The organism is Streptococcus sp. HMSC062B01, from assembly GCF_001811085.1.
In the GTDB taxonomy this organism is placed as follows: Bacteria; Bacillota; Bacilli; order Lactobacillales; family Streptococcaceae; genus Streptococcus; species Streptococcus gordonii.
In genome coordinates this window covers 54015-76777 of record NZ_KZ672786.1, presented here as the reverse complement: position 1 = coordinate 76777, position 22763 = coordinate 54015, and the positions used below count along the sequence as shown (strand labels likewise).

The 22763-nt window shown below is 38.3% G+C and carries 23 protein-coding genes; 20 read left to right on the top strand and 3 right to left on the bottom strand.

The genetic code is table 11. The features are described 5' to 3' along the window. Nucleotides 1-83 precede the first annotated feature (83 nt). The 12 genes from holA to HMPREF2780_RS06795 all read left to right on the top strand — a co-directional run bounded on the left by holA (nucleotide 84) and on the right by HMPREF2780_RS06795 (nucleotide 12205). Nucleotides 84-1121, top strand: a complete 1038-nt coding sequence (holA, locus tag HMPREF2780_RS06850) for a DNA polymerase III subunit delta (RefSeq protein ID WP_061602179.1) — start codon at nucleotides 84-86, stop codon at nucleotides 1119-1121. A gap of 72 nt (nucleotides 1122-1193) precedes the next feature. Beyond that, nucleotides 1194-1799, top strand: a complete 606-nt coding sequence (locus HMPREF2780_RS06845; RefSeq protein ID WP_048777514.1) for a superoxide dismutase — start codon at nucleotides 1194-1196, stop codon at nucleotides 1797-1799. Nucleotides 1800-1910: 111 nt separating this feature from the next. Next, complete coding sequence (locus HMPREF2780_RS06840) at nucleotides 1911-2987, top strand: serine hydrolase (RefSeq protein ID WP_048777513.1); 1077 nt, start codon at nucleotides 1911-1913, stop codon at nucleotides 2985-2987. 205 nt (nucleotides 2988-3192) lie between these two features. Then, complete coding sequence (locus HMPREF2780_RS06835) at nucleotides 3193-3981, top strand: YhfC family intramembrane metalloprotease (protein WP_048777512.1); 789 nt, start codon at nucleotides 3193-3195, stop codon at nucleotides 3979-3981. Then, entirely contained in the window at nucleotides 3959-4243 is a 285-nt protein-coding gene (locus HMPREF2780_RS06830; protein WP_008809522.1) for an autorepressor SdpR family transcription factor, read from the top strand. The genes HMPREF2780_RS06835 and HMPREF2780_RS06830 overlap by 23 nt, the downstream gene beginning before the upstream one ends. Beyond that, on the top strand, nucleotides 4230-4727 hold the full coding sequence (locus tag HMPREF2780_RS06825; protein ID WP_008809521.1) for a DUF1648 domain-containing protein: 498 nt from the start codon (nucleotides 4230-4232) through the stop codon (nucleotides 4725-4727). The genes HMPREF2780_RS06830 and HMPREF2780_RS06825 overlap by 14 nt, the downstream gene beginning before the upstream one ends. A gap of 76 nt (nucleotides 4728-4803) precedes the next feature. Next, the gene (locus tag HMPREF2780_RS06820; protein WP_008809520.1) at nucleotides 4804-5490 is read left to right on the top strand and encodes a Crp/Fnr family transcriptional regulator; all 687 of its coding nucleotides are present in this window, start codon (nucleotides 4804-4806) and stop codon (nucleotides 5488-5490) included. Nucleotides 5491-5749: 259 nt separating this feature from the next. Then, nucleotides 5750-6979 carry an arginine deiminase gene (gene arcA / locus HMPREF2780_RS06815; protein ID WP_012130657.1) on the top strand — a complete coding sequence of 410 codons (1230 nt, stop codon included), beginning with the start codon at nucleotides 5750-5752 and terminating at the stop codon, nucleotides 6977-6979. A 50-nt stretch (nucleotides 6980-7029) separates the two neighbouring features. Continuing rightward, nucleotides 7030-8046, top strand: coding sequence for an ornithine carbamoyltransferase (gene argF, locus HMPREF2780_RS06810; protein WP_008809518.1), 1017 nt, complete (start codon nucleotides 7030-7032; stop codon nucleotides 8044-8046). A 176-nt stretch (nucleotides 8047-8222) separates the two neighbouring features. Beyond that, nucleotides 8223-9170: a carbamate kinase gene (arcC, locus tag HMPREF2780_RS06805; RefSeq protein ID WP_061598741.1), complete on the top strand. Its 948-nt coding sequence runs from the start codon at nucleotides 8223-8225 to the stop codon at nucleotides 9168-9170. 168 nt (nucleotides 9171-9338) lie between these two features. Then, complete coding sequence (locus HMPREF2780_RS06800) at nucleotides 9339-10853, top strand: YfcC family protein (protein WP_045635089.1); 1515 nt, start codon at nucleotides 9339-9341, stop codon at nucleotides 10851-10853. A 17-nt stretch (nucleotides 10854-10870) separates the two neighbouring features. Continuing rightward, entirely contained in the window at nucleotides 10871-12205 is a 1335-nt protein-coding gene (locus tag HMPREF2780_RS06795) for a dipeptidase (protein ID WP_008809515.1), read from the top strand. Nucleotides 12206-12241: 36 nt separating this feature from the next. Here HMPREF2780_RS06795 and HMPREF2780_RS06790 read toward each other — a convergent pair whose 3' ends face one another. Together HMPREF2780_RS06790 and queA are read right to left on the bottom strand one after the other, a co-directional pair. Next, nucleotides 12242-12712, bottom strand: a complete 471-nt coding sequence (locus tag HMPREF2780_RS06790) for an arginine repressor (protein ID WP_008809514.1) — start codon at nucleotides 12710-12712, stop codon at nucleotides 12242-12244. Nucleotides 12713-12723: 11 nt separating this feature from the next. Further along, entirely contained in the window at nucleotides 12724-13752 is a 1029-nt protein-coding gene (gene queA / locus HMPREF2780_RS06785; RefSeq protein WP_008809513.1) for a tRNA preQ1(34) S-adenosylmethionine ribosyltransferase-isomerase QueA, read from the bottom strand. A gap of 307 nt (nucleotides 13753-14059) precedes the next feature. On the opposite strand from queA, the gene nagB reads away from it, so the two are divergent. The 3 genes from nagB (at nucleotide 14060) to HMPREF2780_RS06770 (ending at nucleotide 17559) form a co-directional block, all read left to right on the top strand. Continuing rightward, the gene (nagB, locus tag HMPREF2780_RS06780) at nucleotides 14060-14767 is read left to right on the top strand and encodes a glucosamine-6-phosphate deaminase (protein ID WP_008809512.1); all 708 of its coding nucleotides are present in this window, start codon (nucleotides 14060-14062) and stop codon (nucleotides 14765-14767) included. Nucleotides 14768-14906: 139 nt separating this feature from the next. Then, nucleotides 14907-16289 carry a DUF1958 domain-containing protein gene (locus tag HMPREF2780_RS06775; RefSeq protein WP_020992583.1) on the top strand — a complete coding sequence of 461 codons (1383 nt, stop codon included), beginning with the start codon at nucleotides 14907-14909 and terminating at the stop codon, nucleotides 16287-16289. Between the two features lie 97 nt (nucleotides 16290-16386). Beyond that, complete coding sequence (locus tag HMPREF2780_RS06770; RefSeq protein WP_008809510.1) at nucleotides 16387-17559, top strand: MFS transporter; 1173 nt, start codon at nucleotides 16387-16389, stop codon at nucleotides 17557-17559. A gap of 47 nt (nucleotides 17560-17606) precedes the next feature. Here HMPREF2780_RS06770 and HMPREF2780_RS06765 read toward each other — a convergent pair whose 3' ends face one another. After that, nucleotides 17607-17972 (bottom strand): hypothetical protein, encoded by a 366-nt coding sequence (locus tag HMPREF2780_RS06765; protein ID WP_048777509.1) that lies wholly within the window; start codon nucleotides 17970-17972, stop codon nucleotides 17607-17609. A gap of 199 nt (nucleotides 17973-18171) precedes the next feature. Between HMPREF2780_RS06765 and HMPREF2780_RS06760 the strand changes: the two genes are divergently transcribed. The 5 genes from HMPREF2780_RS06760 (at nucleotide 18172) to HMPREF2780_RS06740 (ending at nucleotide 22736) form a co-directional block, all read left to right on the top strand. Continuing rightward, complete coding sequence (locus tag HMPREF2780_RS06760; protein WP_048777508.1) at nucleotides 18172-19605, top strand: 6-phospho-beta-glucosidase; 1434 nt, start codon at nucleotides 18172-18174, stop codon at nucleotides 19603-19605. An 89-nt stretch (nucleotides 19606-19694) separates the two neighbouring features. Next, nucleotides 19695-19934 (top strand): SemiSWEET transporter, encoded by a 240-nt coding sequence (locus HMPREF2780_RS06755; protein ID WP_048777507.1) that lies wholly within the window; start codon nucleotides 19695-19697, stop codon nucleotides 19932-19934. 109 nt (nucleotides 19935-20043) lie between these two features. Continuing rightward, nucleotides 20044-20358 carry a PTS cellobiose transporter subunit IIB gene (locus HMPREF2780_RS06750; RefSeq protein ID WP_048777506.1) on the top strand — a complete coding sequence of 105 codons (315 nt, stop codon included), beginning with the start codon at nucleotides 20044-20046 and terminating at the stop codon, nucleotides 20356-20358. Nucleotides 20359-20448: 90 nt separating this feature from the next. Next, nucleotides 20449-22401: a BglG family transcription antiterminator gene (locus tag HMPREF2780_RS06745; RefSeq protein WP_061596024.1), complete on the top strand. Its 1953-nt coding sequence runs from the start codon at nucleotides 20449-20451 to the stop codon at nucleotides 22399-22401. 17 nt (nucleotides 22402-22418) lie between these two features. Continuing rightward, nucleotides 22419-22736, top strand: coding sequence for a PTS cellobiose transporter subunit IIA (locus HMPREF2780_RS06740; protein WP_048777505.1), 318 nt, complete (start codon nucleotides 22419-22421; stop codon nucleotides 22734-22736). The last annotated feature ends 27 nt before the right edge of the window (nucleotides 22737-22763 follow it).

The window sequence follows — 22763 nt, the reverse complement described above, 5'->3', positions numbered from 1 at the left end:
AAGAGGAGTCGTGGCAGGCATTATCCTAAGCTCTGTGGTATAATATAGAAAACTAAAATCAGACAGACTAGGAGAAGGATTTCTTGTTAGCAATTGAAGCCATCAAAAAAATAAATTTATCCAATCTACCTCCCCTTTCGCTATTAACAGGAGATGATTTGGGACAGTTCGAATTGCTGAAAGAACAGTTGTTGAAGCAAATTGAATTTAATGCAGCTGACTTGAATTATGCGCTATTTGATATGAAGGAAGCGGATTATCAGCAAGTGGAATTAGACTTGGTGAGTCTTCCTTTTTTCTCAGATGAAAAAATTATTATTCTAGATCATTTTATAGATATCACAACTGCTAAAAAGCGAAATTTATCAGATGATGAATTGAAGTCTTTTGAGGCGTATTTGGAGCATCCGGTTGAGACAACCAAGCTAATTATCTTTGCGGAAGGAAAGTTAGACAGCAAACGTAGAATTGTTAAGCTTTTAAAACGAGATGCAGAGATTTTTGAAGCATCAGAGCCGAAAGAACAGGATTTAAGGTCCTATTTTAGTAAAGTGGCTCAAGTAGATAATCTTCAGTTCGCTCCGACAGTGTTTGATCAGCTCTTGATTAAATCGGGGTTTCAATTTAGTGAAATTAGTAAGAACTTATCTTTTTTAAAGGGGTATAAGCCAGATGGTCAAATTGAGCTTGAAGATATTACAGAAGCTATTCCAAAGACCCTGCAGGACAATATTTTTGACTTGACTCAGTTAATCCTAAAGCAAAGGGTTGATGAAGCTAGAAGTCTTGTTAGTGACCTAAGGCTACAAGGAGAGGATGAAATCAAACTGATTGCTATCATGTTAGGGCAGTTCCGTATTTTTACCCAGGTCAAGATTTTGTCGGAAAATGGCAAGGCAGAAAGCCAGATTGTATCGGACTTATCTGATTATCTGGGACGCAAGGTCAATCCTTATCAAGTCAAGTTTGCCTTAAAGGATGCCCGTCCCTTGGATCTATCCTTTTTGAAAAAAACGATGGCTTGCTTGATTGAAACAGATTATCAGATTAAATCTGGACTTTACGAAAAGGATTATCTATTTGATCTTGCATTGCTTAGGATTGCAACTGGAAATCTGTAAGCAAAATAGTTGAAAAAAAAACATGATTGCGTTATCATTTTCATAATAAATAAAGAAAAAGAGGTTTTGCAAATGGCAATTATTTTACCTGATCTTCCTTACGCTTATGATGCATTGGAGCCATATATCGATGAAGAAACTATGCACTTGCACCATGACAAACACCATAATACTTATGTAACAAATGTCAATGCGGCACTTGCAAAACACCCTGAAATTGGCGAAGATTTAGAAAAATTATTGGCTGATGTCGAGTCTATTCCAGCTGATATCCGTCAAGCAGTTATCAACAATGGTGGTGGACACCTTAACCACGCTCTTTTCTGGGAATTGATGACAGCAGAAGAGACTGCTCCTTCTGCAGAATTGGCAGCTGACATTGATGCTACTTTTGGTTCATTTGAAGAGTTCCAAGCAGCTTTCTCAGTTGCAGCAACAACTCGTTTTGGATCAGGCTGGGCTTGGTTGGTTGTTAATAAAGAAGGAAAATTAGAAGTGGTTTCAACTGCAAACCAAGATACTCCAATCTCAGAAGGTAAGACTCCAATCTTGGGCTTGGATGTTTGGGAACATGCTTATTATGTAAAATACCGTAATGTTCGTCCTGATTACATCAAAGCTTTCTTCTCAGTGATCAACTGGAATAAAGTTAACGAACTTTATGCAGCAGCTAAATAATAGAAACTAGGAGCGAATCACTTAGATTCGCTTTTTTAGTCACTTTTTTGCCTTTTAGACTTGTTATTTTTCTCATATTTTTTTATAATACTAAAAATTAGGAGAAAAAATTTGTCTAAAAAATATATAACAATTGCCGTTGCTGTCATTTCCAGCCTCTGCCTGATCGGTTTGTTTATCTTCTTTGCTATTGAGTGGAAGATGGCCTATGAAAAACAAAGTCGGATGAATGCTGAAGCTACAAGCTCTGCTAGTCATCAGAGTCAAAAAGAGAAAGAAGAGGCGACAAAAGAAAAGCCAGAAGAAACCAAGCTTGTTCAAAAAAGTCCTGAAGAAAAGCAAAAAGTCATGGAGGCGGATGGGCCAACTATGGATGCTTTAGGTTTACGTTATGACTATGCCAATTTAGATTTGACTCAGGTAGTTCAGGCTTATTTAGCAGAAGCGGGAATTGAACAATCGCAGATTGCCTTTTCTTATAAGGACTTGACGACAGGCCAAACATTTGCCATGAATGATACCCAGCCTATGACAGCCGGCTCAACTTATAAACTACCACTCAATATGTTGGTAGTAGATGAAGTGGCTGAAGGGAAATTGTCTATGGAAGAGCGCTTTGATATTACCCAAACTCACTTTGAGTATCAAGGAGAGCATGATAATTATGTTGCAGCCTTTAATGGTGCTATGTCGATTCCTGATATGCAAGAGTATTCCTTGGTTTATTCTGAAAATACACCGGCTTATGCTTTGGCAGAGCGTCTGGGCGGGATGGACAAGGCTTATGAGATGTTCAGCCGATATGGTCAGTCCAAGGGTGATCTGAAAACTATTAGTCGTGAAAATAATAAGACCACAACGGATTACTATATCCAAGTACTAGAATATCTGTCCAAAAATCAAGAGAAATATAAGGATATTCTTTACTATATTGGCGAATCCTTCCCTGGTGAATATTATAAGCGCTATCTACGTGATATTACTATTTACCAAAAGCCAGGTTATGTTCGTGAAGCGCTAAATGTTGATGCTCTAGTTATGGAGGAGAAACCCTATATTGTAGCTCTCTATACGGCTTACTTAGGGGGCAGTACTGAATCTAGTGATGAAATCAGCGGACTTGGAATTGAGCAGGTGGGCCAACTAGCCTATGTTATCAATGAATGGCATCGGGTTAATAAGAATTAATTGACAATGAATTATAAAATTTTAAAAGTATGCTTAGATACAGATCTGAGCATATTTTTTCTTATAATGAATGATACTTTAAATAGTATAAGTAAAACTCATAAAAGAATCTATTTAGAAAAACATCGAAATATCCTTGACGCTTAAAAGATAGAGGTGTATAATTCTATTTAGAAAATAATCAAAATAGTTTGGGAGAATGACTATGATTACTACACATATTATGATTTCCATGTTGCTTATTCTAGTGGCAGTCTTAGTTCCTGTTATTTATTTCAAAAAGAGCAAGCACATTTCTCTAGTAGTCTTTTTTTTAGGAGGAGTTGGTTTTTATTTATCGAGCCAAGTTCTTGAAAAAATCTTGCACAGGATTGTTTTACAGCCTAAGGCTGATGGGAGTATAGCTTTGCAAACGGAAAATCCTTGGCTATATGTCCTTTATGGTGTTGCTGTGGCAGCTATTTTTGAAGAAACAGCCCGATGGATCGTCTTTTATTTGTTACAAAAGAAGCGCCCGATGACAGTTAGCGATGGCCTGGCTTATGGCTTGGGGCATGGCGGTATTGAGGCTCTGTTTATTGGCATTGTCAGCCTCTTAAACTTTTGGATTATAGCTCAAGCAGTGACTCAGGGGAATGCGCAGTTAGTGACTAAAATTCCTCAAGCAACGATTGACTATATTAAGTCTCTGAGTGCTGGAAGCATCTATCTTTTGGTTTTTGAACGTATCGTGGCAGTAATCTGTCAAGTCTTACTAAGCTTTTGGGTTTGGAAGTCAGTCAAAGAAAAGGCCCTGATTTATTTTCTAGCTGCTCTAGGACTCCATGCTTTGATTGATCTAGCTCCTGCATTGGGACAGATTCAGTTGCTTTCACCTCTAGTTGTTGAAGCGATATTCTTTGTTGAAGTAGTTGGTCTAGCTTATCTGACCAAGAAAATAATGAAGAGTTATCTGAAAGAAGGTTCTTATCATGGGAATCAATCAAACACTTAAAGCCTTAGCGGATCCAGTCCGGAGAAATATTTTAGAAATGCTTAAACAGGGCCCTAAGTCGGCGGGAGAGATAGCTCAAGCTTTTGAGTTAACTCCTGCCACAGTGTCCTACCATTTATCGCAACTGAAAAAGGCTGGCATATTATTAGAAGAAAAAAAGAAAAACTTTATTTATTATAGTTTAGATATCACAGTTTTTGAGGAAATTTTAGTTTGGTTCCAATCTCTCGGAGGAGGAGGAAATGGAAATGAAAAAAAATAACAGACAAGAATTGATCCTGGCATCTGCTCTTATGTTACTACCTGTTTTATATGCTATCTATTTCTATCAAAGATTGCCAGAAAATATGGCTATTCATTTTGATTTGTCTGGGAGGGCTGATGCTTTCTTACCCAAATTTTTGGTAGTTTTTATTTTTCCTATTATAATGATGGTTCTTGAAGCAATTATTTATTGGTCGACAATGGTTAAAGATATAGTCAATAGCAACTTTAAACAGATCATCCGCTGGTTCATTCCCTTCATCTTTGTTTTGTTGTATATGGCTACAATTTATCGGAGCATAGATGAAAACTTTAATATTCGTAAAATAGTACTTATTATAGTTGCTTTCGTTTTACTGATTATAGGAAATTATTTGCCTAAAAAAGTACAAGAAAACAGACGACCCCTGAATAGAAAACTGGCTTATCTTTTTGTTGGAATAGGATTTTTATTGTTTGTAATTGCTATCTTCTGTTTGTAAGCAGAATACATAGATATATCTTTATTTGTAAGCGTATTTATGATATACTGTCATTATCAAATATAAAAGGGTTATTATGATTAATAAGGAACATTATCAGTTTATCCGCCAGCATCCTGCATTTGAGAATTTTCCAGTAGAGTCTTTTGATAAATTAGCCATTGAAATTCAATTTCATAAGGTTTCGAAAGGTCAAATTATCTTTTTTTCTGGAGATCGGCGTGATCGCCTTTTCCTTCTCTATCAAGGATATGCTCGAATAGAACAGTATGATGCTACCGATACTTTTTCTTATACTGATTATATAAAAAAGGGGAATGTTTTCCCTTATGGTGGCATCTTCTTTGATGAGCGCTATCATTATACTGCAAGTGCTGTGACACAGGTGGAATATTTTAGTATTCCTATGAAATTGTTTGAAGATTTTTCTAAGAAAAATGTGAATCAGCTGTTGTTTATTACGCAGAAACTATCCAGAATCTTGGAGTTTCAAGAATTACGCTTGCGAAATGTTGTTGCGGTCAGTGCAACAGACAGAGTTGTTCAGTCTCTTTCAATCTTATGTATGGATTTATGCAAAACAGGGGATGTTTTGCCATTTCCAATTAGTATGAAGGAGTTGGCTAAACTAGGAGCTACAACCCGTGAAACAGTTAACCAGGTTCTCAAAAGGTTGAGAGAAGAAGGACGTATCAGCTATGAGCACAAACAGTTGGTTTTTACTGATAGAGAATATTTTATGAAATATTTCAAAGAAAGTTAGTCTACTGGACCGACTTTCTTTTTTTAGCAAAAACAAAGATTTTATAAAAAAATAAATATTCGCAAAAATCATAAAAGATATAAAATATGCAAAGAAAACGCTTCAAAACATAAAAATATTTAAAAAAAATCTAAAAGTGATAAAAATTTGGCATTTAGAGTGTCAGTTTTTTTGTGTAAGTGTTTTCAAAAAATGCTAGAATAATATATGTAAACGGGCTTAGGAAAACCTAAACCGCAAAGAACAAGGAGGAAAGTAGATGTCTACACATCCAATTCATGTTTTCTCAGAAATCGGAAAACTGAAAAAAGTTATGTTACATAGACCTGGTAAAGAGTTGGAAAACTTGATGCCAGACTATCTCGAACGTCTTCTCTTTGATGATATTCCGTTTTTGGAAGATGCACAAAAAGAACACGACAACTTTGCTCAAGCGCTTCGCAATGAAGGTATTGAAGTGCTATATCTAGAAAAACTGGCTGCTGAGTCTTTGACTTCACCAGAAATTCGCGACCAATTCATCGAAGAATATCTTGATGAAGCAAATATCCGCGGACGCCAAACTAAAGTGGCTATTCGTGAGTTGCTTCAAGGTATTAAAGATAACCAAGAATTGGTTGAAAAAACAATGGCTGGTGTACAAAAAGCTGAATTACCAGAAATTCCAGAAGCAGCAAAAGGCTTGACTGACTTGGTAGAATCAGATTATCCATTCGCTATTGATCCAATGCCAAACCTTTACTTCACACGCGATCCATTTGCTACAATTGGTAACGCAGTATCACTCAACCACATGTATGCAGATACACGTAACCGCGAAACTTTGTATGGTAAATATATCTTCAAATACCATCCAGTTTATGGTGGAAATGTTGAGCTTGTTTACAATCGTGAAGAAGATACTCGTATCGAAGGTGGAGATGAGTTGGTTCTTTCTAAAGATGTATTGGCAGTTGGTATCTCACAACGTACTGATGCTGCATCAATTGAAAAATTGTTGGTAAACATCTTCAAGAAAAACGTTGGCTTCAAGAAAGTATTGGCTTTCGAATTTGCTAACAACCGTAAATTCATGCACTTGGATACAGTCTTCACAATGGTAGACTACGATAAATTTACTATTCACCCAGAAATCCAAGGCAATCTTCGCGTCTTCTCTGTAACTTACGAAAACGAACAATTGAAGATCGTTGAAGAAAAAGGTGATTTGGCAGAACTTCTTGCTGAAAACCTTGGTGTTGAAAAAGTAACATTGATTCCATGTGGAGATGGCAATGCTGTTGCTGCAGCACGCGAACAATGGAACGATGGTTCAAACACTCTTACAATCGCTCCAGGTGTTGTTGTTGTGTATGACCGCAATACAGTTACTAATAAGAAATTAGAAGAATACGGCTTACGTTTGATTAAGATCCGCGGAAGTGAATTGGTTCGCGGTCGTGGTGGACCTCGTTGTATGTCAATGCCATTCGAACGTGAAGAAATCTAAATGTTCAATATCTTAAGAAATTCTAATAGATAGAAAGAGGAAATAAAAGAATGACAAATTCAGTATTCCAAGGACGTAGCTTCCTTGCAGAAAAAGACTTTACCCGTGCAGAGTTAGAATACCTTATTGGTCTTTCAGCTCATTTGAAAGATTTGAAAAAACGTAACATTGAGCATCGTTACCTTGCTGGTAAAAATATCGCTCTCTTGTTTGAAAAAACATCTACTCGTACGCGTGCAGCCTTTACTACAGCAGCTATCGACCTTGGCGCACATCCAGAATATCTTGGTGCTAATGATATTCAGCTTGGTAAAAAAGAATCAACTGAAGATACAGCTAAAGTTTTGGGCCGTATGTTTGATGGTATTGAATTCCGTGGTTTCAGTCAACGTATGGTTGAAGAATTGGCAGAATTCTCAGGTGTTCCAGTTTGGAATGGTTTGACTGACGAATGGCACCCAACTCAAATGTTGGCTGACTACTTGACAGTTCAAGAAAACTTTGGTCGCTTAGAAGGCTTGACATTGGTATACTGTGGTGACGGACGTAACAACGTTGCTAATAGCTTGCTAGTGACTGGTGCTATTCTTGGTGTTAATGTTCACATCTTCTCTCCAAAAGAACTCTTCCCAGAAAAAGAAATCGTTGAATTGGCAGAAGGATTTGCGAAAGAAAGTGGCGCTCATATCTTAATCACTGAAGATGCTGACGAAGCTGTGAAAGGTGCTGATGTACTTTACACTGACGTTTGGGTATCAATGGGTGAAGAAGATAAATTTGCAGAACGTGTTGCTCTTTTGAAACCGTACCAAGTAAACATGGATTTGGTTAAGAAAGCTGATAACGAAGACTTGATCTTCTTGCACTGCTTGCCTGCTTTCCACGACACAAATACTGTTTATGGTAAGGATGTTGCTGAAAAATTTGGCGTAGAAGAAATGGAAGTAACTGACGAAGTGTTCCGCAGTAAATATGCTCGTCATTTCGACCAAGCAGAAAACCGTATGCATACAATTAAAGCAGTTATGGCTGCAACCTTAGGTAATCTTTACATTCCAAAAGTATAACCTTAAAAACAATTAAACTGTAATACCAACAGCTATGAGGGCTGCGACTAATAGCTTTAGTCCGCCCTCATTTTTAATAGTCAAACAGTTTGTCTTTTCTAAATTGAAAAACAAACTGGAGGACATTATTATAATCAAAATTAAAACGCATTTACTTTGCGTTGAAGGAGAATTATATGGCAAATCGTAAAATCGTTGTAGCCTTGGGAGGAAATGCCATCCTTTCATCTGATCCGTCAGCAAAGGCCCAGCAGGAAGCCCTGGTAGAAACTGCCAAGCATTTGGTGAAACTGATTAAAAATGGAGATGACCTTATCATTACTCACGGGAATGGTCCTCAAGTAGGAAATCTCTTGTTGCAACATTTGGCAGCTGACTCTGAAAAGAATCCTGCTTTTCCACTCGACTCTCTCGTAGCCATGACAGAAGGAAGCATTGGCTACTGGTTGCAAAATGCTTTGCAAAACGCTATCTTGGATGAAGGAATTGACAAAAACGTTGCTTCAGTTGTAACACAAGTAGTTGTAGATAAGAACGACCCAGCTTTTGTTAACCTCAGCAAACCAATCGGTCCTTTCTATTCAGAAGAAGAAGCAAAAGCAGAAGCTGAAAAGAGCGGAGCAACTTTCAAAGAAGACGCTGGACGTGGTTGGCGTAAAGTCGTTGCTTCACCAAAACCGGTTGACATTAAGGAAATCGACACAATTCGTACTCTTTTAAATGACGGCCAAGTGGTGGTAGCTGCTGGTGGTGGCGGTATTCCTGTCATTAAGGAAGACAACGGTCATCTTTCAGGAGTTGAAGCTGTTATCGATAAAGACTTTGCATCTCAACGTTTGGCTGAGTTAGTTGAAGCTGACCTCTTCATCGTGTTGACAGGAGTAGACTATGTCTTTGTAAACTACAATAAACCTGATCAAGAAAAATTAGAACATGTGAATGTTGCTCAGTTGGAGGAATATATCAAACAAGATCAATTTGCTCCAGGAAGTATGCTTCCAAAAGTCGAAGCAGCTATTGCCTTCGTTAACGGTCGTCCAGAGGGTAAAGCAGTTATTACTTCACTAGAAAATCTGGGTGCTTTGATTGAGTCTGAAAGCGGAACAATTATTCAAAAAGACTGAAATCAATTTTGAACTATAGACTAGTTTAAAAGATTTGCTCTAAAAAACACTGGTATTTTTCATGTCAATATGATAAAATATTGGTGATAAATAAACATTTTCTTGGATATTTATTCAAGAAGAGAGCTTGGTTTTTTGCACTTTGTTAGATTTTAGGAGGAGAAAACAATGAGTGAAGAAACAAAAAAAGGGTTTAGGATGCCTTCTTCCTATACCGTGTTGATTATTATCATTGCTGTTATGGCAGCACTAACTTGGATTATTCCAGCTGGTCAGTATGATGTCAACAAAGAAGGAAACCTGATTGCTGGAACATATAAACAGGTTGCTTCTAACCCTCAAGGGATTTGGGATGTTCTCATGGCACCGATTCGTGCGATGCTTGGACACGAACCTACAAAGGCAGCGATTGACGTTTCCTTCTTTATCCTGATGGTAGGTGGTTTCCTTGGTGTTGTTAATGAAACTGGAACCTTAGATGTAGGGATTGCTTCTATCGTGAAGAAATACAAAGGCCGTGAAAAAATGTTGATTGTCATCCTTATGCCTCTGTTTGCCCTTGGTGGTACAACTTATGGTATGGGTGAAGAAACTATGGCTTTCTACCCACTTCTTGTTCCTGTTATGATGGCGGTTGGTTTTGATAGTATTACAGCCGTAGCCATTATCTTACTTGGATCTCAAATTGGATGTTTGGCATCCACTCTAAATCCATTTGCAACAGTTATCGCTTCGGATACAGCAGGCGTGCCGACAGCAGATGGTATTGTGCTACGTCTTATCTTCTGGTTTGTAATGGTTGCAATGAGCACTTACTTTGTTTATCGTTATGCGGATAAGATTCAAAAAGATCCTACCAAATCTTTGGTATATAGCCAAAGAGAAGAAGATTTGAAACACTTCAATGTAACAGATAACGATGATGCACCTTCTGTCTTGAGTAAGAAACAAAAACATGTTTTATATCTCTTCATTGCAACATTTGTTATCATGGTTGCCAGCTTTATCCCTTGGACAGACCTTCATATCAATCTTTTTGAAAACTTTAATTCTTGGTTAACAGGTCTTCCTGTAATTGGTAAAATTATTGGTTCTTCAACTGGGGCTTTAGGTACTTGGTACTTCCCAGAAGGCGCAATGCTCTTTGCCTTTATGGGTATCTTGATTGGTATCGTTTATGGTCTTAAAGAAGACAAGATTATCTCAGCCTTCATGAATGGTGCTGCTGACTTGCTCAGTGTTGCCCTTATCGTAGCGATCGCGCGTGGTATCCAAGTTATCATGAACGATGGTATGATTACTGCAACTATCCTTCACTGGGGTGAACAAGGACTTAAGGGTCTGTCATCTCAACTATTCATTATCTTGACTTACATTTTCTACTTGCCAATGTCATTCTTAATCCCATCTTCATCTGGTCTTGCCAGTGCAACAATGGGTATCATGGCACCTCTAGGAGAGTTTGTCAACGTTAAAGGAAGCTTGATTATCACTGCTTACCAATCAGCTTCAGGTGTTCTTAACTTGGTAGCACCAACTTCAGGTATCGTTATGGGAGCTCTTGCTCTTGGACGTATCAGTCTTGGTACTTGGTGGAAATTCATTGGTAAATTGATTGTAGCCATTATCGTTGTCAGCATTTTGTTGCTTCTCTTGGGTACCTTCATTCCAGCTATTGGTTAAGTGATTGAGGTGCTTCCATGAAAAATTATCTAACAGAACAAGTAAAAAAAGAATTTCTCGAATCTTTGAAAACTCTTATTTCCTACCCATCTGTTCTTAATGAAAATGAAAATGGAACACCTTTTGGACAAGCTATTCAAGATGTCCTAGAAAAAACTTTAGAAATTTGTCGAGGAATAGGCTTTACAACCTATCTCGATCCTAAAGGTTATTATGGATATGCAGAAATCGGTCAGGGAGAAGAACTCCTGGCCGTTCTCTGTCATTTGGATGTTGTTCCATCAGGTGAAGAAGCAGATTGGCAAACACCGCCGTTTGTGGCAACTGAAAAAGATGGCTATCTCTTTGGACGCGGTGTTCAGGATGATAAAGGACCGTCAATGGCAGCTTTGTATGCTGTTAAAGCATTGCTAAATAGTGGTGTTCGCTTTAAAAAACGAGTGCGTTTTATTTTCGGGACAGATGAGGAGACACTCTGGCGTTGCATGGGTAGATACAATGAATTGGAAGAAAGGGCGACTCTTGGTTTCGCTCCTGATTCATCCTTCCCATTGACCTATGCTGAAAAGGGGCTTTTACAGGTCAAGTTGCATGGACCCGGGTCCGATTTTATCAAACTTGAAGCTGGTGATGCTTTTAATGTTGTACCAGCTAAAGCTAGTTACCAAGGCCCTTTCTTAGAGAAAGTAATTGCGGGTCTAAGAGCGACAGGCTTTGATTACGAAGTATCGGCTAATCAGGTGACGGTCCTTGGTGTTCCAAAACATGCTAAAGATGCTGCTGAGGGAGTCAATGCAATTGTTCGACTGGCTAAAGTACTCCAAGTTCTTGCTCCCCATCCTACTTTAGCTTTTATTGCTGAAGCGGTAGGAGAAGATGCAACAGGAGCCCACTTATTTGGACCAGTTTCGGATGAACCATCCGGAAGTTTATCCTTTAATATTGCCGGATTGACAGTCGGTGCCGAAGAATCTGAAATCCGAATTGATATTCGAATACCTGTTTTAGCAGACAAAGAAAAATTAGTTCAAACATTGACCAACAAGGCATCTGATTATTGCTTGGCTTATGAGGAGTTTGATTATCTAGCACCTTTATATGTACCAAAAGATAGTGAGTTGGTCAGTACTTTGATGAGTATTTATCAAGAAAAAACTGGTGACGATAGTGCAGCTATGTCATCAGGAGGAGCAACCTTTGCTCGTACCATGCCAAACTGTGTTGCCTTTGGTGCTCTTTTCCCTGGTGCTGAGCAGACGGAACATCAGGCTAATGAACGAGCTAAACTAGATGATCTTTACCGAGCGATGGATATCTATGAGGAAACGATCTTCCGTTTGGCTGGAGAATAAAAATAAAAAGGAGTTGAAATTTTCAACTCCTTTTGCTTATTTACTAAAGAAAAATGGTGGGGCAAATTCTTTAAGCTTATCAAAACATTCAATGGCAGATGAATTGTCTTCGCAGATGATCAAACAGACATCATCTCCACAGACAGTTGCAACGATTTGAGGTAATTCCAGTGCATCCAGAATCGCGCCAAAAGACTGGGCTAGTCCGGGGAGAGTTTTCATGACCACTTGATTCTGAACCGGTCGTAGCATGATGAGGGCATCTTCCATATAAAAACGCAGGCGCTTCTCCCAGCGGGAAGGAGCAATACTATTTATAACATAGTAAGAAATATTGTTCTCAGTGACCTTGACCAGGTTGAGGGCCTTCATATCACGAGACAAGGTTGATTGGGTAACAATAACGCCGTTGGCTTCAAGGAGTTCCTGAAGTTCTTGTTGAGTATGGACTTTTTTCTCCATAATCAGGGAACGAATTAAACGATGTCTACTTTCTATTTTGTTCATAAAATTACCTACTATTTGATAAACATAGCGTCTCCAAAACTGAAGAAGCGGTAACGCTCAGCAATAGCGTGTTCATAAGCCTTTAAGGTTAGGTCTCGTCCAGCAAAGGCTGAGACTAGCATAACTAAAGTTGATTTAGGTAAGTGGAAATTGGTTGAAAAGGCGTCAACAATTTGCCACTGGTAGCCTGGTTTGATAAAAATATTGGTCCACCCAGAATCAGCTTGAATGTCGCCTTGGAACTTATTTCCGATGGTTTCTAGAGTTCGGATTGAAGTTGTTCCGACAGCGATAACACGGTGACCATTTGCCTTAACCTCACGGAGGGTAGCGGCAGCTTCTTCAGACAAAGTGTAAAATTCAGAATGCATTTCGTGGTCATCTAAATTGTCAACAGAAACTGGTCGGAAGGTGCCAAGTCCAACGTGAAGGGTCAGATAAACCAACTTAACTCCCTTGGCTTCAATTTGTGCAAGCAGTTCTTTGGTGAAATGAAGTCCAGCTGTTGGGGCAGCAGCAGAGCCATTCTCTTTAGCATAGACAGTTTGATAACGTTCGCGATCTGCTAATTTTTCATGGATATAAGGAGGCAGGGGCATTTCACCCAAGCTCTCTAGCACTTCTAAGAAGATCCCTTGATAGTCAAAGCGGACAATCCGTCCACCGTGTTCTAGTTCTTCTACAACTGTAGCTGTCAGTCGACCATCCCCAAAGGAAACTTGAGCACCAACTTTCAGACGTTTAGCTGGTTTTGCTAAGACCTCCCAATGATCTCCCTCAATGTTCTTTAAAAGTAAGAGTTCAACGTGACCACCAGTCCCAGGTTTCTCACCGTAGAGACGAGCAGGCAGGACCCGAGTGTTATTCATGACAAGGGCGTCGCCAGGCTGAAGTTGATCAATAATTGAGTCAAAATGCTGGTCAGAAAATTCTCCGCTTGATCGGTCTACAATCAATAAACGGGAGGCATCGCGTTTTTCAAGAGGAGTTTGGGCGATAAGCTCCTCTGGTAAGTGAAAGTCAAAATCGGCAGTGTTCATTATTTCTCCTTAAACAGTCCATATAATCCATAAAAAGTAAGCACAACATAAAATCGGAAGGCTAGTTAGTAAAATCCCAATACAAAGAGCAATCATTCTTAATGTTTTGATGGCTCTAAAAAATAGGCTGAGTACGAGAAAGACAACACCCAGTAAAAATAAAAGTAATAAATACAGTAACATTCTTATATTATATCACGATTTTATCTTTCTTTGCTGGCAAAATTTAAAATATGAAAATTTCTATCTTGACAAAAATTGGTCTATACCATATAATAATATTAGAGAAAAGTTCAGGAGGATTCTGATGAAAATTATTCAAGTAGCTGACCAAAATGAAGGCGGGAAAGTAGCAGTAGAAATCTTAAGAAGCAAGCTAGCAGAAGGCGCTAAAACACTTGGTTTAGCTACTGGTAGTAGTCCGCTTAGTTTCTATAAGGAATTAATTGAAAGCGATATTGATCTCTCTGATTTAGTCAGTGTAAATCTAGATGAGTATGTTGGCTTAGAGGCTGATGATCCCCAATCTTACCATTACTTTATGAATGAAAACCTTTTTTCTCATAAACCTTTTAAAAAGAGTTTTTTACCAAATGGCAAAGCTGAGGATGCTGAAGAAGAGACAGCAGCTTACAACAGAATTTTAGCGGAGAATCCAGTAGATTTCCAAATTTTAGGAATTGGAACTAATGGTCACATTGGTTTTAATGAGCCAGGAACAAGTTTTGAGAGTCAAACCCACCTGGTTGATTTGACTCCATCCACAATCGAGGCAAATGCTCGTTTCTTTGAAACAATCGACCAAGTTCCGACCCAGGCAATTTCCATGGGGATTGCAAATATTATGGCTGCCAAGTCAATTGTCTTGTTTGCTTATGGGAAAGGAAAAGCTCAGGCAATTGCTGGAACAGTAGCAGGACCTGTTACTGAGGAGTTGCCAGCCAGCGTACTCCAGAGACATGAGGATGTTACGATTATTGCAGATGCAGAAGCACTTAGCCTATTAGATAACTAAAAATTCCTGCCTGTTTATCAGGTGGGATTTTTTTGAAAAAATATATCTACTTTTCAGATGTATTTTCTAAAATATTTTCTATTTTGTTTGGGAAATATGATATACTAATTAGTAACGATGAAAAATTAGGAGGCTTCTGGTGAAGAAGAAATGGTTAGCACTTGTTTGCTTGGTAACATTATTATTTGGGGCAGCCACAGTTAGTGCAGATGAGCTCATGGATATTACTCGGAAAGCTTATCCAGACGTAAAAGATATCAACCGTCCCAGATCTTCACTGATTATAGATGGGAACACGGGAGATGTCCTTTGGCAGGATAACATTGATGAAGTTCGAGATCCAGCGAGCATGAGTAAATTGATGACACTTTATCTTTTGTTTGAGGCTATGGGGCAAGGAAAGCTTTCAGAAGATACCATCATCAAAGCTAGCCAGACAGACCAGAATATTGCTGGAATTTATGAAATTTCCAATAACAAAATTGTAGCGGGTGTAGATTATACAATATCTGAGTTGATTACTATGACAGTCGTTCCTTCTTCTAATGCAACGACAGTTATGATCGCAAATTACTTATCTAATAATGATCCAGACGCTTTTTTGGACCAAATGAATAGTAAGGCTAAAGAACTTGGAATGACCAATACACATTGGTACAATGCGAGTGGAGCTGCGGCTTCATCTTTTAAAGGCTTGTATACTCCTCAACGATATGATAATAATGCGGCCAACCAGACAACAGCTCGTGATCTAGCGATCCTTGCTTATAATTTTGTTAAGAAATATCCTGGTATTCTAAAATATACAAACAAGCCAGTAGTTACTGTCAAAAAAGGAACACCTTATGAAGAAACTTTTGAGACTTACAATTACTCAGTTCCAGGAGCCAAGTATGGATTGGAAGGAGTAGATGGCTTAAAAACAGGTTCCAGTCCTAGAGGAGCCTTCAACTATATTGCAACTGTCAAACGTGGTGAACAACGTATTATCAGTGTGATTATGGGGGTTGGAGATTGGTCTGATCAGGATGGTGAGTACTATCGTCATCCATTTGGAAATGCTTTGATTGAAAAAGCCTACGCAGATTACGAATATAAGAAACTCCTGACTGCAGGAGAGCACAAAATTGATGGAAAAACCTATAAACTTGAAAAAGATTTTTATGGGACTGTCAAAAAAGGAACAAATCCAAAGCTAGTTGTGAAGGATGGCGTTTTGGAAGTTGATAATGGACTTTTAACCCTGTCTACATTAATTAGCGATGGAATGAAAGTAGAACTGGCTGACGATGGAGACTCACCAGTTATGGATTCTAAAAATGATCAAGGAGCAAATTCTTCAAATAAGGCAAAATCTGGACTTTTATTAGATCCCAAATTGCTTTTATTAGTTCCAGTCTTGGTACTTTTTGCGATTGTTTTTCTTGAATCTGGTCGAAGAAAAAAACGGAATCGACCTCTTGCTGGACGCGATAACCTGGAAGATGATTCTCAGAATTATTCGCGTCGAAATGGGCGATAATGTATAGTGGCTGGGATTTCCCAGCCCTTTTGTAATGTTAGAAATACACTCCAATGTTTTTTAATAAGATTTAATATTAGTAAAGAATGAGAGAACGATGTTTAAAAAGTTTTATAATAGCTATCTAGCTTATGTCCTGGTTTATACTTTTTATTTTTTATCCTTTGCCTTGTTTTCAAGCTTGATTTCAGTTTATATGTTGGGGTTGGGCTTTTCAGCTGGTCAGACATCTGTGGTCGTATCGGTCGCTTTTTTTGCTTCGATGCTGGCTCAACCGGTTATGGGAATTTTGAATGACCGCTTGAGTATCAAGAAGGTGACCCTGTTTAGCTTTGGAGCCATTATCTTTATTGCAATCTATTTTATGCAAGTCAGAGATTTGTTAGGCTTAACTATTGGATACAGTTTGGTGGTTATGCTGATTAATGGTGTCAATCCAGTTATGGATGTACTTGCTGCACGAAGTCCCTATACTTATGGAAAAATTCGAATCTGGGGAACGATTGGCTATGCTTTAGGTTCTCAACTGGCTGGTGTACTGTACCAGTATGTTTCTCCTATGGCTATTTTTATTGCTTTCATCGGAGCAATGATCATTACAATTGTCGGTGTCCTTTCCATTAAAATCCGCTCTGAATCTCCCAAATCAGATGAAGCCCCAAAAACCAAGAAAGACTCTTATATCAGTCAGATTTTGACCAATAAAACCTATCTCTACTATTTACTGATTGTTGCTCTTTATTCAGGAGTTGGAAATGCAGGTCATACTTATATTCCTGCCATGTTGCAACATAGTGGTTTGAGTGTTGGAATGGCCTCAACAGTTGTATCAATTTCTGTTATCTGTGAGTCACCTCTGATCTTTTATTCTTATCTTTTTATGGATAAGCTGTCTGCTAAAAAGCTCTTATTGTGTCCTTTACTGATTATGTTAGTCCAATATACAATTTATGGACTCAATCTGGGACTAGCCTCGAAAATCATTTTGACCTTGGCTTCTAAGCATGTTTCAGGTATGCTTCTCATTATGGTCACCTTAAAGATTGTTTCAGCCATTGTGGACTCTAAGTACTTAGTGACCGCTATTGCCTTAGTACAGACTGTTAGAAGCCTTGGCTCCATTTTTATTCAACATTTTGCTGGGGCTGTTATTGATGCAGCGGGATATGAGATGATGAGCTTCTTTCTAGCAGGTTTAATGGTCTTGGTAATAGTTTTAGCTTGGTTTTTAAAGGTACCCGAAAAAGAAGACCAGAAGTTGTTTTCATAAAAAAGGAGCTAGGATTTACCCTAGTCTCCTTTTTCTATTCTTAATGTTTAGAATCTGATTGCTGCAGAAGCAACTTTCATTGTTTCTGGTACAGTAACAAGCACTTGACCAGGATTCAGATGATATTCTTTTTCTATCCAGTTTTGAAGGTCTCTGTCTGAGAGTTTTGAGAATCCTTTGAAGTAATTAGCTTCAGGGAAATATTCCCATTTACCTGTTTTAAGGAAGTTTGGATTGTCTAGTAAGGGAGGAATGCTGTCCAAATGCTCAAATCGAATCAGAGTATAGTAGGCATTCCCCCGCGATAGTATATTGCTTTTTAAGAGAATAGATAGCTTAAAAAAGCCATAACAAATAGCAGATACCAGAATGACCATGCCTAAAAAACTAAATAAAAATGTTAAGAAAGACATAAATTTAAACCACCTTTCCTTTAGTCTATTTATATTGAGAGCATTATAGCACTTACTGAAAGCGTTGTCAAATTTTTGTTCTATTTTTTAAAGAATAAAATAAAACCCTTTTTCCGTTTCGATATGGAAAATCTTGCTATTCAAAATAGCGCTTTCTTTTCCTATAATGGAAGTAGTAAAAACTAGGAGGAAATGCAAAATGTCAACATTTAAAGATGGATTTCTCTGGGGTGGAGCTGTTGCAGCCCACCAACTGGAAGGTGGCTGGCAGGAAGGTGGGAAAGGTATTAGTGTAGCTGATGTTATGACTGCGGCTCGCCATGGAGTGCCTCGGGAAATTACCCCAGGGGTCCTAGAAGGCAAGTACTATCCTAATCACGAGGCCATTGATTTTTATCATCGTTATAAGGGAGATATCGCTCTTTTTGCGGAAATGGGCTTTAAGTGTTTTCGGACTTCTATTGCCTGGACGCGGATTTTTCCTAAGGGAGATGAAACGGAGCCTAATGAAGCTGGTCTCCAATTTTATGACGACCTTTTTGATGAATGCCTCAAGTATGGTATTGAGCCTGTTATCACTTTGTCTCACTTTGAAATGCCTTATCATCTAGTAACCGAGTACGGTGGTTGGAAAAATCGTCAGGTGATTGACTTCTTTGTTCGTTTTGCAGAAGTTGTTTTTAAGCGTTATAAGGACAAAGTCAAATACTGGATGACTTTCAATGAAATCAATAACCAAGCTAATTATCAGGAGGATTTTGCTCCCTTCACCAACTCTGGGATTGTATACAAGGAAGGCGATGATCGCGAAGCAATCATGTATCAGGCAGCTCACTATGAATTAGTGGCCTCAGCGCGTGCAGTTAAGGTTGGTCACGAAATCAATCCTGACTTCCAAATCGGTTGTATGATTGCTATGTGCCCTATTTATCCGGCTACTTGCAATCCTAAGGATATTCTCATGGCTATGAAAGCTATGCAGAAGCGTTATTACTTTACAGATGTGCATGTCTTTGGTCGCTATCCTGAGCATATTCTCAAATACTGGGAAAGAAAGGGAATCAAGGTGGACTTTAGCGAGCAGGATCAGGAAGACTTGCTGGCGGGCACTGTTGACTATATTGGATTTAGCTACTACATGTCCTTTGCTATTGACTCCCATCGGGAAAATAATCCTTACTTCGACTATATAGAGACTGAAGACTTGGTTAAAAATAACTTTGTCAAAGCTTCTGAATGGGAATGGCAGATTGACCCAGAAGGTCTGCGCTATGCTCTCAATTGGTTTACGGATCATTATCATCTACCGCTTTTCATTGTGGAAAATGGCTTTGGAGCTATTGACCAGTTAGAAGAGGACGGTATGGTTCATGATGATTACCGAATTGACTATCTGGGTGCCCATATCCGCGAGATGAAGAAGGCCGTAGTAGAAGACGGTGTAGATCTCATGGGGTACACACCTTGGGGATGTATTGACCTAGTGTCAGCAGGTACGGGCGAAATGCGCAAGCGCTACGGATTTATCTATGTAGACAAGGATGATGATGGCAAAGGAACCTATGAACGTTCCCCTAAGAAGTCCTTTAACTGGTATAAGGAAGTCATTGCATCAAATGGAGCTAATCTTTAGTCAGCTATAAAATTACGACAAAATGTAGAGGAGGAGATGGCAAATGTGCTGTTTTCTGCCTCTTTTTTTAGAACAATTAGGAGAAAAACATGATTGGAAGTATTGCAGCAATTTTAACAACCTTCGCCTTTTTGCCACAGGTCATTAAGGTCATCAAAACCAAGGATACTGAATCTATAGCACTTGGTATGTATCTGATGCAGGTTCTAGGAATCGCCTTATGGTTGGCACATGGTCTAGCCATTCAGGATTTACCGCTCATTTTAGCTAATAGTGTTTCTTTTATTCTTTCAGGAATAATTTTAGTCTATAAAATAAGATATAAGTAGCTGTTTAGAAACCATTTCCGTTTCGATACGGAAAAAGGTTAAATGGAGATTGGTAGCGTTTTCATATATAATTGAGTTATCAAAAATAAGTTTTAAAAGGAGAATGATCATGTCAAAAGCATTAATTATCTGTGCAGCAGGAATGTCTTCATCACTGATGGCAAAGAAAACAACAGAGTTTTTGAAAGCAAAAGGAGAAGATGTTGAAGTAGATGCCATTAGCGCGACTGAAGGTGGTAAAGCTATTGCAGATGCAAAATTTGATCTTTATTTAATTAGTCCTCAAACTAAAATGTATTATAAACAGTTTGAAGATGCTGCCGCTAAAGTAGGAAAACCAATCGTTCAAATTCCTCCTCAAGCCTATATCCCAATTCCTATGGGGATCGAAAAAATGGCTAACTTGATTAAAGAAAATATTTAAGTGGTAAACTAGAGGTAGTGACAACTGATTTTGTAAGGAAGGAGGATAAGTGTTTTGCATCAAAAGGAAAAAATAATTCTACAGTATTTAATGGATAATGCTGACCAATACATAACTAGTATGCAATTGGCAACACACTTATCCTGTTCGGATAGAACTGTTAGAAACTACCTCAAAAGTTTAATCGGGATGCCTACTAGTCAAACAGGCTGGAAAATTATTGCCAAGCAGGGGCATGGCTATCGATTCGTTATTGATAATAAAGACGTATACCAAAAATTTCTTCAAAAAGAAGTATTGGGAGAAGCGTCAACAGAGGCTATTGAAGGTATCGATGATCGCTATAATTATATCCTAAATAAGCTCCTCTTTGAGCAGGAATCCATTTATTGTGATGATTTGGCTGACGAATTATATGTTAGTCGTTCTACCCTGTCTTCTGATTTTAAAAAGATTCGACATGATTTATCCAAGTATGACTTACAAATCGAAAGTAAGCCTAATCGTGGTGTCTATGTCACAGGAGATGAGCGTAATATTAGACGGTTTATTATTGATTTTTTCTTTCATGACAAATTTTTCCAAATTCTTCATAATTATATCAAGATAGAGGTTTCTGGTAGACCAATTAGTCTTGAAGAATTAACGATTATCGTCCTTGATGAATGTCGGGAAGGTCGGTTAAAACTCTCTGATTTTGTCATTCAAAACTTAGTCATTCATATAGCTCTTTCTCTCAAAAGAATTGGAGAAGGCTTTCATATTAAGCAGTTAGATAGTTGGTCAATGGATGAATATAGGGAAGAAGGCAAAATTGCAGAGAAGATCTTAAAACGCGTCTATCATTCAACTGGCCTCGAATTTCCAAAAGAAGAAGTGGATTATATAACTCTACACTTGGTTTCAAAGGGAAATGTTCCAACAAACAAGTGTGAGAATGAGGATGTCGCTCAGCAAATCAGAAAACAATTATTATCGGTTCTAGAGCAAAATAATTTTACTCATAAATACCCTTTTAAGAATGATTTTCAATTGATAGAAGGTTTGGTTGCTCATTTGTCTACCCTCTTTGTTCGGCTGAAAAATCATGTCAAAATGGATAATCCTCTTTTGGCAGAAATCCAAAATCAGTATGCGGGAATCTTAGAAATGACAGGCAATATTTTATCGGCTATGCCAATATTTGCTAACGAAAAATTGTCTGACGATGAAGTGGCTTATGTAGCTCTACATTTTATGACTTCTTTGGAGCGCCTGAAAGAAAAACAAAAGTTTAATATACTAGTCATCTGCGCAACTGGCTATGGTTCAGCCCAAATGCTTAAACATCGAATCGATAATGAGCTGGGCAATCTAGTTCGTATTGTTGATGTGATTGGTTACTATGAAATAAATGATGAACGTTTGAAGGATATTGATTTTATCGTATCTTCTATAGATCTATCAAACCTGGTCTTTAATATTCCGGTTTTTACTGTCAGTATTTTTCTTAATTCGGATGAAATTAGGGAAATCAGACATAAAATTTCTCTTTTAAAACCGATAAAAAAATACGGGTTAGGACAAGAAACTGATGTAGTTAACTCAGATCAAGAGAGAATATTCGATGGATATTTCTCACCTGAATGTTTTGCTGTACTTCATAATGTCAGTAAAGGTCAAGTAATAGATAGCCTTTTGCAGAGAATGTCCCAGGGTGAAGATGAACAATTTGTACCTAAAATGAAGGACTTGATTGAGCAAAGGGAAATGATGAGTTCGATTGTTTTTTCTGACACTGTTGCTGTTCCCCATCCAATCAAAGCTTATGCAAATGGCCATAAGATTGGAGTTGCGCTCATACCTGAAGGAGTAGTTTGGTCTCCAGAGTATCCAAAGATAAAACTGGTATTTCTGCCTTCACCTTCCATTTTTGGTAACGAAGAATTGGCTGATTTGACTTCCAAAATTGTCCTCTTGCTTGAGCAAGAAGAGCTACAAAAACAGATGATCAACTGTCAAACTTTCACAGACTTTAAAAAACTATTTCTCAGAATTCGATAAGGTAAAGGAGGCTTTTTATGAATCAAGAAGAGCTACAAGTGGCCGCTTTTGAAATTATTTTGAATAGTGGCAATGCTAGAGCGACTGTCCATGAAGCATTTTCGGAAATGCGTGAAGGTCATTATGCTGAAGCAGAGAAGAAATTAGAGCTAGCTAATACGGAATTAGTAGAAGCCCATCGAGCTCAGACAAAGTTACTGCAGGATTATGCAAGTGGAATTGAGATGAAGATGGAAATCATTATGGTTCATGCTCAAGACCACCTTATGACAACTATGACGCTTCGGGAAGTGGCTCTTGAGATGCTGAATCTATATCGTAAGATTGAACAATAAGACAAACTGGATGAAGGGGAGCGAAAC

Bases quoted from the DNA above. Each gene is read 5' to 3' on its own strand.
- HMPREF2780_RS06760 (WP_048777508.1), top strand. From the start codon at position 18,172: ATGTCAACATTTAAAGATGGATTTCTCTGGGGTGGAGCTGTTGCAGCC.
- HMPREF2780_RS06790 (WP_008809514.1), bottom strand. From the start codon at position 12,712: ATGAACAAAATAGAAAGTAGACATCGTTTAATTCGTTCCCTGATTATG.
- nagB (WP_008809512.1), top strand. From the start codon at position 14,060: ATGAAAATTATTCAAGTAGCTGACCAAAATGAAGGCGGGAAAGTAGCA.
- HMPREF2780_RS06835 (WP_048777512.1), top strand. From the start codon at position 3,193: ATGATTACTACACATATTATGATTTCCATGTTGCTTATTCTAGTGGCA.
- argF (WP_008809518.1), top strand. From the start codon at position 7,030: ATGACAAATTCAGTATTCCAAGGACGTAGCTTCCTTGCAGAAAAAGAC.
- HMPREF2780_RS06820 (WP_008809520.1), top strand. From the start codon at position 4,804: ATGATTAATAAGGAACATTATCAGTTTATCCGCCAGCATCCTGCATTT.
- HMPREF2780_RS06755 (WP_048777507.1), top strand. From the start codon at position 19,695: ATGATTGGAAGTATTGCAGCAATTTTAACAACCTTCGCCTTTTTGCCA.
- HMPREF2780_RS06750 (WP_048777506.1), top strand. From the start codon at position 20,044: ATGTCAAAAGCATTAATTATCTGTGCAGCAGGAATGTCTTCATCACTG.
- HMPREF2780_RS06825 (WP_008809521.1), top strand. From the start codon at position 4,230: ATGAAAAAAAATAACAGACAAGAATTGATCCTGGCATCTGCTCTTATG.
- HMPREF2780_RS06740 (WP_048777505.1), top strand. From the start codon at position 22,419: ATGAATCAAGAAGAGCTACAAGTGGCCGCTTTTGAAATTATTTTGAAT.
- HMPREF2780_RS06845 (WP_048777514.1), top strand. From the start codon at position 1,194: ATGGCAATTATTTTACCTGATCTTCCTTACGCTTATGATGCATTGGAG.
- HMPREF2780_RS06765 (WP_048777509.1), bottom strand. From the start codon at position 17,972: ATGTCTTTCTTAACATTTTTATTTAGTTTTTTAGGCATGGTCATTCTG.
- HMPREF2780_RS06800 (WP_045635089.1), top strand. From the start codon at position 9,339: ATGAGTGAAGAAACAAAAAAAGGGTTTAGGATGCCTTCTTCCTATACC.
- HMPREF2780_RS06795 (WP_008809515.1), top strand. From the start codon at position 10,871: ATGAAAAATTATCTAACAGAACAAGTAAAAAAAGAATTTCTCGAATCT.
- HMPREF2780_RS06830 (WP_008809522.1), top strand. From the start codon at position 3,959: ATGGGAATCAATCAAACACTTAAAGCCTTAGCGGATCCAGTCCGGAGA.
- HMPREF2780_RS06745 (WP_061596024.1), top strand. From the start codon at position 20,449: ATGGATAATGCTGACCAATACATAACTAGTATGCAATTGGCAACACAC.
- queA (WP_008809513.1), bottom strand. From the start codon at position 13,752: ATGAACACTGCCGATTTTGACTTTCACTTACCAGAGGAGCTTATCGCC.
- arcA (WP_012130657.1), top strand. From the start codon at position 5,750: ATGTCTACACATCCAATTCATGTTTTCTCAGAAATCGGAAAACTGAAA.
- arcC (WP_061598741.1), top strand. From the start codon at position 8,223: ATGGCAAATCGTAAAATCGTTGTAGCCTTGGGAGGAAATGCCATCCTT.
- HMPREF2780_RS06770 (WP_008809510.1), top strand. From the start codon at position 16,387: ATGTTTAAAAAGTTTTATAATAGCTATCTAGCTTATGTCCTGGTTTAT.